Here is a 10,741-nt window from a genome sequence, read left to right on the forward strand (position 1 = left end):
GTCCGCCCGATCCCCCTCTGCCGTCGGCAACTCCTGGGCCGACGGCGGCTGCGGACCCTGCACTTGGCCCATGACCGTACGCGAGGAAGCACACCGGCTGCTCGACGCGGTGCCGGAGGACCGGCTGCCCGATGCCCTGGAGCTGCTGCGGCAGTGGGCGGAAGCGGAACTCGGCGAGCGCCCCCGCCGCCAGTTCCGTACGACCGGCGTCTTCGACGGCGAACCCGACCTCGCGGTCCGCTCCAAGGAAACAGTCCGCGACGCCTGGGCCAGGGAGGAGCCTCGGAGCGCGTGATCGTCATCGACACCGGCCCCGTGGTGGCAGCCGCCAACCGCAAGGACGACTACCACTTGCAGTGCGTCGACCTGCTCCAGAACTTCCCCGGCCCGCTCCTGCTGCCCGCCCCGCTGCTGACCGAGATCGGTCACATGCTCGCCAGCCGCGCCGGGGCCATGGCAGAGGCCGGTTTCCTCCGCGACGTCGCGGACGGCGTATACGAACGGGTGCCCGTGACCTCCTCCGAGGTCAGTCGGGCCGCCGACCTGGTCGAGCAGTACGCGAGCCTGCCCCTGGGCACCGCCGACGCCTTCGTCGTCGCGGTCGCCGAGAAGTACCGCGCGGTCAACATCGCCACCCTGGACCGCCGCCACTTCAGTATGGTGCGCCCGAGCCACCTCCCGGCACTCACTCTGCTGCCGTAGCCCCGCGTTGACGTGCCCGCTCGCGGCAGAGGGCAGCACGGCCTTGGTCCGGTGTCCTGCCCGCCGCCCGTCCCCCCGCAGCGACGGGCGGCGGTGGGAGCGTCGTGCGCTCCCCCCGCCGCCCGTGTGCGCCGGGCCCGCCCGAGGCGGGCGGACCGGGTGGATCAGCCGGAGATCTGGTCGAAGCCCTCGATCTCCTGGGGCTGCCGCGAGGACGGGCCGGTGTAGCGCGCGGAGGGGCGCACCAGGCGGCCCGTGCGCTTCTGCTCCAGGATGTGCGCCGACCAGCCGGCGGTACGCGCACAGGTGAACATCGAGGTGAACATGTGGGCCGGCACCTCGGCGAAGTCCAGGACGATGGCCGCCCAGAACTCCACGTTCGTCGCCAGCACCCGGTCCGGACGGCGGTTGTGCAGCTCCTCCAGCGCCGCCTTCTCCAGAGCCTCGGCGATCTCGAAGCGCGGCGCGCCCAGTTCCTTCGCCGTGCGCCGCAGCACGCGCGCCCGCGGGTCCTCGGCGCGGTACACGCGGTGGCCGAAGCCCATCAGCCGCTCGCCCTTGTCGAGCTGCTGCCGCACGTACGCGGCGGCGTCACCGCTGCGCTCGATCTCCTCGATCATGCCCAGCACCCGCGAGGGCGCCCCGCCGTGCAGCGGGCCGGACATGGCACCGACCGCGCCCGACAGGGAGGCCGCCACGTCGGCGCCGGTGGAGGCGATGACGCGAGCGGTGAAGGTGGACGCGTTCATGCCGTGCTCGGCGGCCGACGTCCAGTAGGCGTCGACGGCGGCCACGTGCTTGGGGTCCGGCTCGCCCCGCCAGCGGCGCATGAAGCGCTCCACGACCGTGCCGGCCTTGTCGATCTCCCGCTGCGGCACCATCGGCAGGCCCTGGCCGCGCGCCGACTGCGCCACGTAGGACAGCGCCATCACGGCGGCCCGGGCCAGGTCGTCGCGGGCCTCTTCCTCGTCGATGTCCAGCAGCGGTTTCATGCCCCAGACCGGCGCGAGCATCGCCAGCGCGGACTGGACGTCCACGCGGATGTCACCGGAGTGGACGGGGATGGGGAACGGCTCCGCGGGCGGCAGTCCGGGGTTGAAGCTGCCGTCGACGAGCAGCCCCCAGACGTTGCCGAACGAGACGTGCCCCACGAGGTCTTCGATGTCGACCCCGCGGTAGCGGAGAGCGCCGCCCTCCTTGTCGGGTTCGGCGATCTCCGTCTCGAACGCGACGACTCCCTCGAGTCCGGGTACGAAATCGGACATCTGGCGGCTCCTAAAGGTGTGTCGGAACGGTTCCGCTGCTTCGGTTCTCGCAGGCTGGCGGTCCGTTGCCGGTATCCGGGTCATGCCCCGTGCGGAGGGTGGTCACCCAACCCGGGCGATCGAACACCATAGCCGCTGCTGTCGGGGTGCCACACCTTCCCACCCGGTGATTTTGGTGGGTTCGCCACCTGCGGTACAGGGTGAGAAGCGGCACACTCGCGCATTCGGCCCCACCAGGTGTACGCGCGGAGAAGAGCGGGCAGACTCGGCCACCGCAAGGCTCCGGCATGCTGCAAGATGAACCCGTGCCCCAAGCCGACCGCCACACCGCAGCGACCAGCGCCGACGAACCCCGCCAGGACCGGCAGCTCGACCCGGCCGGGATGCGAGCCCGGTACCGGGCCGACGGCCTCGACGAGATGTCCCTCGCGAAGGACCCGGTCACCCAGTTCCTCGCCTGGTTCGCCCAGGCGGAGGCCGCCGGACTGCACGAACCCAACGCGATGGTGCTGTCCACCGCCGACGCCGAGGGCCGCCCCAGTTCCCGCACGGTGCTGCTGAAGCAGTGCACCGAGGACGGCTTCGTGCTGTTCACCAACTACGGCTCGCGCAAGGGCCGCGAGATCGCCGTCAACCCGTACGTCTCGCTGCTGTTCCCCTGGCACGGCATCGCCCGCCAGGTCATCGTCGGCGGCCGGGCGGAACGGGTCAGCCGCGCGGAGACCGCGGCGTACTTCCGCACCCGCCCGCACGGCTCGCAACTGGGCGCCTGGGCGAGCGAGCAGTCCTCCACGGTCGCCTCCCGCGAGGACCTCGACCGCATGTTCGCGGCCCTGGCCGAGCGCTACCCCGAGGGCGAGGACGTGCCGGCACCCCCGCAGTGGGGCGGTCTGCGGGTGGTGCCGGAGACGGTGGAGTTCTGGCAGGGCCGGGAGAACCGGCTGCACGACCGCCTGCGCTACCGCCGCGAGGGCGACGGCTGGACCATCGAGCGCCTCTGCCCCTGATCAGGGCGCAGGACCCCCGACCCGGGCCCCGGAGCTCCGGGTCGGGACTCCGAGACCCCCGGGCAGGCCCCTGGTCAGCCCCCGACCGGAACCGGGAAGCGGTTCCAGACCCGGTGCGAGGCCAGCAGGCCGGTGATCTCCTCCAGCACCGCCGAGGAGGTGTCCGCCAGCACCACGCCGGGCGCGGTGGTGGAGCAGCCGGCCGCCCGGACGACGCCGTCGGCACCGCCCCAGCCCCCGATGGCCTTGGCGTGCCGGAACGCCTCGGAGACCATCAGCAGCACCCGCGGGTCGACTCCGGTACGGCTCTCCTGCGGCGCGCCCGCGCCGGCGCTGCGGGCACCCGCCGCGTCGGGGCCGTCCGGCGCGGCGCCGGCGAGCAGCAGCGCGTCGAACTCCACCGACCGCGCCGTGGCGAAGGTCCGCTGCACGGTGACCGGACCGCCGTCCCCGTCGGCCAGCTCACCCCCGGTGGGGGCGATCACCAGCGGGACCATGCCCGCAGCCAGGATCGACTCCCGTACCGCACGCACCTGCGCCAGGTCCGCGGCCGTGTCGGCGACGATGCCGATGACCCGCCCCTCGGCGGGCCACGTTCCCCCGACCTGCGAGAGAGCGGGGCTCGGCTCGGGGTTGTGGGCGGCGTACTCCGGGTCCGGATCGGGGACCGGCAGCCCGAGACCGGTCGCCACCTCGCGGCACAGCCGCTCGTCGATGTTGGCCAGCACCCGCAGCGTCCGCTCCCGGATCGTCTGCTCGTAGCACTTGCCCAGCTCGAAGGTGTACGCGCCGATGATGTGCTCCTGCTCCACCGGCGACATGCTCCGCCAGAACAGCCGGGGCTGGGAGAAGTGGTCGTCGAAGGACTCCGGCGCCTCCCGTACCTGGCGGGACTCAGGCACCCGCACCGGGGTCTCCACGTACCCGCCCTCCTCCGCGCCCGCCAGGAACGGGCAGCCGCCGTCCAGGGAGTTGGGGTGGTACGGGGCCACCCCGCGGTGCACGGCCTGCTGGTGGAAGCCGTCCCGCAGCATGTCGTTGACCTCGGCGTGCGGCCGGTTGATCGGGAGCTGCGAGAAGTTCGGTCCGGCCAGCCGGGTGATCTGGGTGTCGATGTAGGAGAACAGCCGGCCCGCCAGCAGCGGGTCGTCGGTGACGTCGACGCCCGGCACCAGGTGGCCGGGGTGGAACGCCACCTGCTCGGTCTCCGCGAAGTAGTTCGACGGGTTGGCGTCCAGGGTGAGCAGCCCGATCGGCTGCACCGGCGCCAGCTCCTCGGGCACGATCTTCGTCGGGTCCAGCAGGTCGATGCCCTCGAAGGTCTGCTCCGGGGTGTCGGGGAACGCCTGGATGCCCAGCTCCCACTGCGGGTACGCGCCCGCCTCGATGGCGTCGGCCAGGTCGCGGCGGTGGAAGTCGGGGTCGAAGCCGTTGATCATCTGCGCCTCCTCCCACACCAGGGAGTGCACGCCGGCCCGGGGCTTCCAGTGGAACTTCACCAGCGTCGTCGTGCCGTCGGCGGCCACCAGGCGGAAGGTGTGGACGCCGAAGCCCTCCATCGTCCGGTAGGAGCGCGGGATGCCCCGGTCCGACATGTTCCACAGGGTGTGGAAGGTCGCCTCGGTGTGCAGGGAGACGAAGTCCCAGAAGGTGTCGTGGGCGCTCTGCGCCTGCGGGATCTCGCGGTCCGGATGCGGCTTGCCCGCGTGGATGACGTCGGGGAACTTGATCGCGTCCTGGATGAAGAAGACCGGGATGTTGTTGCCCACCAGGTCGAAGACGCCCTCGGAGGTGTAGAACTTCGTGGCGAAGCCCCGGGTGTCGCGGACGGTGTCCGCCGAGCCGCGGGAGCCGAGCACGGTGGAGAAGCGCACGAAGACGGGGGTCTCCACGTCCTTGGCCAGGAAGGCGGCCTTGCAGACCTCGGAGGCGCTGCCGTAGCCGCGGAACACTCCGTGCGCCGCCGCGCCCCGGGCGTGCACCACCCGTTCGGGGATGCGCTCGTGGTCGAAGTGGGTGATCTTCTCCCGCAGGTGGTGGTCGCGCAGCAGGACCGGGCCGCGCGCGCCCGCCTTCAGGGAGTGGTCGGTGTCCGGGAGGCGCAGGCCCTCGGCGGTGGTCAGCCGCGCCCCCTGCTGGGACCGGTCGCCCGGTTCCCCGGAGCGGCGTCCGGTGGGTGACACGGGGGCCGGCTCCGCCTGGTCCGGTTTGGGCGGCAGCGGTTCACGGGGAGTGGTGGGCTCCTCCAGGGAGGGAGGCTCCGGCGCGGGCACACCGGGGATGTCGGGGGCCTCCCCGGCGGCGGGCTCGTTCGAGTGGGGGGACTTCTTGCTCCGGTTCAAGCGTTCCTCCGGGTGGTGGCGTGTCCGCGGACGGCGGGGCGCGGACGAGATGGTCGCCTCCGCCGGGTAACCGGTACGGACCGTCCCATTCCTCCCGCTGCCCGCCGCCCGTCCTGCCGCTCGTCTGCCACCCGTCTGCCGTGCGTCGCCCGCCTCCGACCCGCCGTCGGAGGGAGCGATGTCCGCGGCGGCGCCCGATCGGCCGGACTTTCGGGCAACCTGACGGGAGGTTCGGGCGTCCAGTTGTGCGGCACCCGGCGCCGGACGCGCAGGCAGGAACGCGGGCAGGAACGCGCGGGCGGGACCGGGGCGCGTGGCGGCAACCCGGCCGGTGCCGGGCGCGGTACCCGGGAGGCGGCGGAGGGAACTGGGGCTGGTGGTGGAGGACGGCGGACACACGGACACCGAACGGTGGATCGCACGGCGGCGCAGCCGCGAGGGACTGCTCGTGCTCTTCGCCGTGCTCGTCGCCGCGGCCGGCCACGCCACCGCAGGCTTCGCCCTGGAGGGCGCGCTGCCGTCCGGGTACGCCGTGCAGGTCGCCGGTCTGGGCTCGCTCGGGCTGCTCGCCCACCTGGCGGTGCGCCGCTTCGCCCGGTACGCCGACCCGCTGCTGCTGCCGCTGGCGGTGATGCTCAGCGGGCTGGGCCTGGTGCTGTTGTCCCGCCTGGACCACTCCTACGCCGAGAAGTACCGCGCGCCCGAGGTCGCCGCCGGGCAGGCGATGTGGAACGCGCTCGGTATCGCGCTGCTGGTCGTGCTGCTCGTGGTGATGCGCCACCACCGCGTGCTCCAGCGCTACACCTACCTGGGCATGGCGGTGTCCATGGTGCTGCTGATGGCCCCCGCGCTGTTCGGGGCCGACGAGTACGGCGCCAAGCGCTGGATCCGGCTGGGCGGCCTGTCGGTGCAGCCCGGCGAGTTCGTGAAGATCCTCATCGTGATCTTCTTCGCCAGCTACCTCACGGCGAACCGCGACGCGCTGGCGCTGGCCGGGCGCCGGGTGTGGGGCCTGACCCTGCCGCGTGGCCGCAACGCGGGCCCGGTCCTGGTGGTGTGGGTGCTGAGCCTCCTGGTGCTGGTCCTCGAACGGGACCTGGGCACCTCGCTGATCTTCTTCGGCGTGTTCGTGATCATGCTGTACGCGGCCACCGAACGCACCAGCTGGGTGGTCTGCGGTGTGCTGATGGCCGCGGCCGGAGCCTTTGTGGTCGGCTCGGTCGAACCGCACGTGAAGGGCCGCGTCACCGCCTGGCTCAACCCGCTCGCCATCTACCTGCCGCCGGAGCAGCAACCGCCCGGGCTGGTCTCCGACCAGCCGGCCGAGGCCCTGTTCAGCTTCGCCACCGGCGGCCTGACCGGCACCGGCCTGGGCGAGGGCCAGCCGTGGCTGATCAAGTTCGCCGGGCGCAGCGACTTCATCCTCACCACCGTCGGCGAGGAGCTGGGGCTGCTGGGGACGACTCTGGTCATCCTGCTGTACGCGCTGCTCGTGCAGCGCGGCCTGCGCACCGCGCTGGCCACACCGGACCCGTTCGGCAAGCTGCTGGCGCTGGGCCTGTCGGTGACGATCGCGCTCCAGCTGTTCGTGGTCGGCGGCGGGGTGTCCGGCCTGGTGCCGCTCACCGGCAAGGCGCTGCCGTTCCTGGCGCAGGGCGGCTCGTCCACGGTGGCCAACTGGCTGCTGGTCGCGCTGCTGATCAGGATCAGCGACAGCGCGGGCCGCGCCGCGGTGGCCCCGAAGGGCAACGCCACGATCCTCACCCCCGCGGTGGCATCCGCCGACGTCACCCGCTGAGGGCGCGGCGGGCGTGGGAGCGACCTGCGCGGGAGGCGGGAGGCGGGAGGCGGGAACGCAACGACCCGCGGTGTCGTTTCCGCTGCGCCGCCCAGGGGGCGGGAGCAGCGGGCCGGTCGGACGATCCGGCGACACCGCGGGTCGGGTGACTGCTGGGAATTGGCCGGGCTAGCCGGCGTTGCGCAGGTGCGCTGACTCCGGCCCCTAGGCCGCAGTCACCTCACGCGTCCGGTTGTCGTACATCTCCGGAACCACCTCCCTTCTCGTGTAAAGCCGACGGTAGGCACCGCCTCCGCGACGGGCAAGCGAATTTCGGGGGTGCAACAATTTGCCGGAAGGCGCTGTGTGCCGCGTCACGTTCGAGTTGAATGATCGTGCGGCCGCAGTGTGCAGCAGCGTCAAGCCCGGGGGTGCCCGATGCCTGCTCAACCCGATACCCAGTCCGGACCGGCAGCCGGTGGTACCGGCGGTGCCGGTGGAGGCCCCGTGGGCGGCAGCGGCGCCGACCCCGGGGGCGAGTCCCTGCTCGCCGCGCTGCTCGACGGCATGGACGCGGCGCTGTGCGCCTTCGACGCGGCCGGTGTGGTCACCCACTGGAACCGCGAGGCGGAGCGCATCCTCGGCTGGACCAGCCGGGAGGCGGTGGGCCGCAAGGGCCTCTCCGGGTGGGCGGTGCGCAGCGCCGACGCCCAGGAGATCGAGTCGCGGCTGCTGGGCGCCATGACCGCGCCGGGCCGCCAGGTGCACGAGTTCGCCCTGGTGACCAAGGACGGCGGCCGGGTCCTGGTGCGCACCCAGTCCTCCGGCGTGCGCGACCCGGACGGCCGGCCCGCCGGGGTGTACTGCGCGTTCAGCGAGGTGCACACCCAGATCGACCTGGAGCGGTCCATCGCGCTCAGCGAGGCCCTGTTCGACGACGCCTCCTGGGGTGTGGTGCTGCTCGACGCGGACCTGCGTCCCGCGGTGTCCAACACGCACGCCGCGCGGGCCCTCGGCGTCGGCCGGGCGGCCATGCTGGGCCGTCCGCTCGGCGACCTGATCGCGGAGGGTGTCGACGAGCTGGAGGGCGCGTTGCAGCACGTGCTGGCGGCCGGCACGCCGCCCGCGCCCGCCGACCTGTGGGTGACGCTGCGCACCGGCCGCAACGGCCGCTCCGACGCCCCGGGCGAGTCCGGCGGCCGGGGCGACGGCGGTGAGCGCCGGTGCTGGCGCAGCGGCATGCTGCGGCTGGCGTCGCCGCTCACCGAGGAGCCGGTGCCGCTGGGGGTGGCGTGGCTGTTCCACGACATCACCGACGCCAAGCGCGCCGAGCAGGAGGCGTCCCGGGTCCGCTTCCGCGACACCCAGCTGCACCGCGCGGCGCGGGCCGCCGCGGAGTGCGAGGACCCGCGTGAGGCGGCGGCCCTGCACCTGGACTTCGCGCTCGCCGGGTTCGCCGACCACGCCCTGCTCGACCTATCCGTCGGCGGCCGGCTGGTGCGCGCCGCCCGGACGCCGTCCCTCGCCGGGCCCTGCCCGCCGGCCGCCGGCAGCGGCATCCCGGTCCGCTACATGGACGCCCACCCGGCGCTGCAGGCGCTGGAGCGCTGCGGGTCGGTGCGCACCAGCGTGGGGGGCGCCGCGGTGCCCGGCTGGGCGGCGGCCCGGTCCTGGCCGGAGGACGCGGTGCACGGCATGTGCTCGGTGCTGCGCAGCCGGGGCCACACGCTCGGTGTGGTGACGTTCCTGCGGACCGCCGGGCGCCGGCCCTTCGACCGGTCCGACGCGATGTACGCGGAGGACGTCGCGGTGCGGGTGGCGGCCTCGGTGGACCTGGCGGAGACGGTGGAGCGGGACCAGCGCCGGTAGGGCGTCGGCGCGGGCAGGGCGTCGCCCCGGAAGGGCGCGGCGCGGGCAGGGGTGTCAGCGCCGGTAGAAGATCCGGTCCGCGTACTCCGTCATGACGTGGTCGTTCCACTCGTGGCCGCCGTCGACGTTGCCGGACCGCAGCAGCGGGGGCTCGATGCCCCGGGCGGCCAGGTCCCCGGCGGCGGTGGCGACCACGGCCTGCATGAGGGCGCTGGTGACCACGGTGGACGCGGGGGCGAACGGCGCCGGGATGCCGGGCGCGGTCAGCGTCGTGTCGCCGACGGGCACGCAGCTGTCGATGACGACGTCGCAGTGGTCCTTCAGGAACGTGCCGGAGGAGTGCCGGGACTTCGTGGCGCCGGAGTACTCCACCGACGTGACCCCGATGACCTTCATGTCCAGGGCCCGCGCGTTCATCGCCATCTCCACGGGCAGCGCGTTGCGCCCGGACAGCGAGATGATCACCAGGGTGTCGCCCGCGGTGGCCGGGCTGGTGTCGAGGACCGCTGCGGCCAGCCCGTCGACCCGTTCCAGCGCGCTGCCCAGGGTGGCCGGCACGACGTCGACCCCCACCACGCCGGGCACGCTGAGCAGGTTGACGACGGCCAGCCCGCCCGCGCGGTAGACGACGTCCTGGGCCGGGAGCGAGGAGTGGCCGGCGCCGAAGGCGAAGATCCGGCCGCCGTCGGCCACGGTCGAGGCGAGCAGTGCCCCGGCGGCCCGCACGGAGCCGGCGTTGGCCGCCCTGGCCTTCTCCAGCAGGCTGATGGCACTGTCGAAGAACTGGTCCGCAAGCTCACTCTCGGTCATTGCGCACACGTTAGAGGTCTGGACCAGAGCCTTCAATAGCTCCGCGGCACCGGATCGCGGGGGCGTGCGCGGGGGGCGGGCGCGGGCCGGGCGGGCCGCGGCGGGAACGGTTGTCGGCGCTATGCGTCAGAATTGGGTCAGGGCCACCGCACGAACTGACGAGGGGCACGAATGTCCGGACTCATCGACACCACGGAGATGTATCTCCGCACCATTCTGGAGCTGGAGGAGGAAGGCGTCGTCCCCATGCGTGCCCGCATCGCCGAGCGGCTGGACCAGAGCGGTCCGACGGTCAGCCAGACCGTGGCACGCATGGCCCGGGACGGGCTCGTCACAGTGGCCGGGGACCGCCACCTGGAGCTGACCGAGGAGGGCCGCACCCTGGCCACCCGGGTGATGCGCAAGCACCGGCTGGCCGAGTGCCTGCTGGTCGACGTGATCGGCCTGGAGTGGGAGCAGGTCCACGCCGAGGCGTGCCGCTGGGAGCACGTGATGAGCGAGGCCGTGGAGCGGCGGGTGCTGGAGCTGCTGCGCCACCCCACCGAGTCGCCGTACGGCAACCCCATCCCGGGGCTGGAGGAGCTGGGTGAGAAGAACGAGTCCGACCCCTTCCTCGCCGAGGACATGGTCGCGCTGAGCGAGCTGTCGCCCGGCTCGGACGGCAAGACGGTCGTGGTCCGCCGCATCGGGGAGCCGATCCAGACCGACGCCCAGCTGATGTACACGCTGCGCCGGGCCGGGGTGCAGCCGGGCTCGGTGGTGACGGTCACGCCGGGCGCCGACGGCGGCTCGCACGTGGGCAGCGGCGGTGAGGCGGCGGAGCTGAGCGCCGAGGTCGCCTCGCACGTCTTCGTCGCCAAGCGCTGACAGCGGACCGGTCGGCCGGTCGGCCGCTCGACCGCTGCCGCACGCGGCCCCGCCCTTCCCGGGCGGGGCCGCGTGCGTTGCCGACCGGACGCGCCGGTGGGC

9 protein-coding genes are annotated in these 10,741 nt (G+C 73.4%); 6 read left to right on the top strand and 3 right to left on the bottom strand.

All coding sequences use genetic code 11. The annotated features are described in order from the left end of the window. Positions 1-70 precede the first annotated feature (70 nt). Positions 71-295 carry a hypothetical protein gene (locus tag QNO07_RS03735; RefSeq protein ID WP_283989962.1) on the top strand — a complete coding sequence of 75 codons (225 nt, stop codon included), beginning with the start codon at positions 71-73 and terminating at the stop codon, positions 293-295. Continuing rightward, positions 292-702 carry a type II toxin-antitoxin system VapC family toxin gene (locus QNO07_RS03740; RefSeq protein WP_283989963.1) on the top strand — a complete coding sequence of 137 codons (411 nt, stop codon included), beginning with the start codon at positions 292-294 and terminating at the stop codon, positions 700-702. Before QNO07_RS03735 ends, QNO07_RS03740 begins: the two co-directional genes overlap by 4 nt. A gap of 164 nt (positions 703-866) precedes the next feature. Here QNO07_RS03740 and QNO07_RS03745 read toward each other — a convergent pair whose 3' ends face one another. Continuing rightward, complete coding sequence (locus QNO07_RS03745) at positions 867-1,967, bottom strand: citrate synthase 2 (protein ID WP_283989965.1); 1,101 nt, start codon at positions 1,965-1,967, stop codon at positions 867-869. A 383-nt stretch (positions 1,968-2,350) separates the two neighbouring features. On the opposite strand from QNO07_RS03745, the gene pdxH reads away from it, so the two are divergent. Beyond that, positions 2,351-2,974 (top strand): pyridoxamine 5'-phosphate oxidase, encoded by a 624-nt coding sequence (gene pdxH, locus QNO07_RS03750; RefSeq protein ID WP_283990071.1) that lies wholly within the window; start codon positions 2,351-2,353, stop codon positions 2,972-2,974. Between the two features lie 74 nt (positions 2,975-3,048). Here the strand turns inward: pdxH and QNO07_RS03755 are convergent, their stop codons facing one another. Beyond that, a complete protein-coding gene (locus QNO07_RS03755; RefSeq protein ID WP_283989967.1) occupies positions 3,049-5,316 on the bottom strand; it encodes a catalase in 2,268 nt (755 codons plus the stop codon). A 415-nt stretch (positions 5,317-5,731) separates the two neighbouring features. Here QNO07_RS03755 and QNO07_RS03760 point away from each other — a divergent pair, with 415 nt between their 5' ends. Together QNO07_RS03760 and QNO07_RS03765 are read left to right on the top strand one after the other, a co-directional pair. Further along, positions 5,732-7,114, top strand: a complete 1,383-nt coding sequence (locus QNO07_RS03760; protein WP_283990072.1) for an FtsW/RodA/SpoVE family cell cycle protein — start codon at positions 5,732-5,734, stop codon at positions 7,112-7,114. 417 nt (positions 7,115-7,531) lie between these two features. Continuing rightward, a complete protein-coding gene (locus QNO07_RS03765; protein WP_283989969.1) occupies positions 7,532-8,962 on the top strand; it encodes a PAS domain-containing protein in 1,431 nt (476 codons plus the stop codon). 54 nt (positions 8,963-9,016) lie between these two features. Here QNO07_RS03765 and QNO07_RS03770 read toward each other — a convergent pair whose 3' ends face one another. Continuing rightward, positions 9,017-9,772: an SIS domain-containing protein gene (locus QNO07_RS03770; protein ID WP_283989971.1), complete on the bottom strand. Its 756-nt coding sequence runs from the start codon at positions 9,770-9,772 to the stop codon at positions 9,017-9,019. A gap of 171 nt (positions 9,773-9,943) precedes the next feature. Between QNO07_RS03770 and QNO07_RS03775 the strand changes: the two genes are divergently transcribed. Continuing rightward, positions 9,944-10,639, top strand: a complete 696-nt coding sequence (locus QNO07_RS03775) for an iron-dependent transcriptional repressor DtxR (protein WP_283989973.1) — start codon at positions 9,944-9,946, stop codon at positions 10,637-10,639. Positions 10,640-10,741: the final 102 nt, after the last annotated feature.

Origin of the sequence: Streptomyces sp. 549 (assembly GCF_030124175.1) — a bacterium.
Taxonomy (GTDB): Bacteria; Actinomycetota; Actinomycetes; order Streptomycetales; family Streptomycetaceae; genus Streptomyces.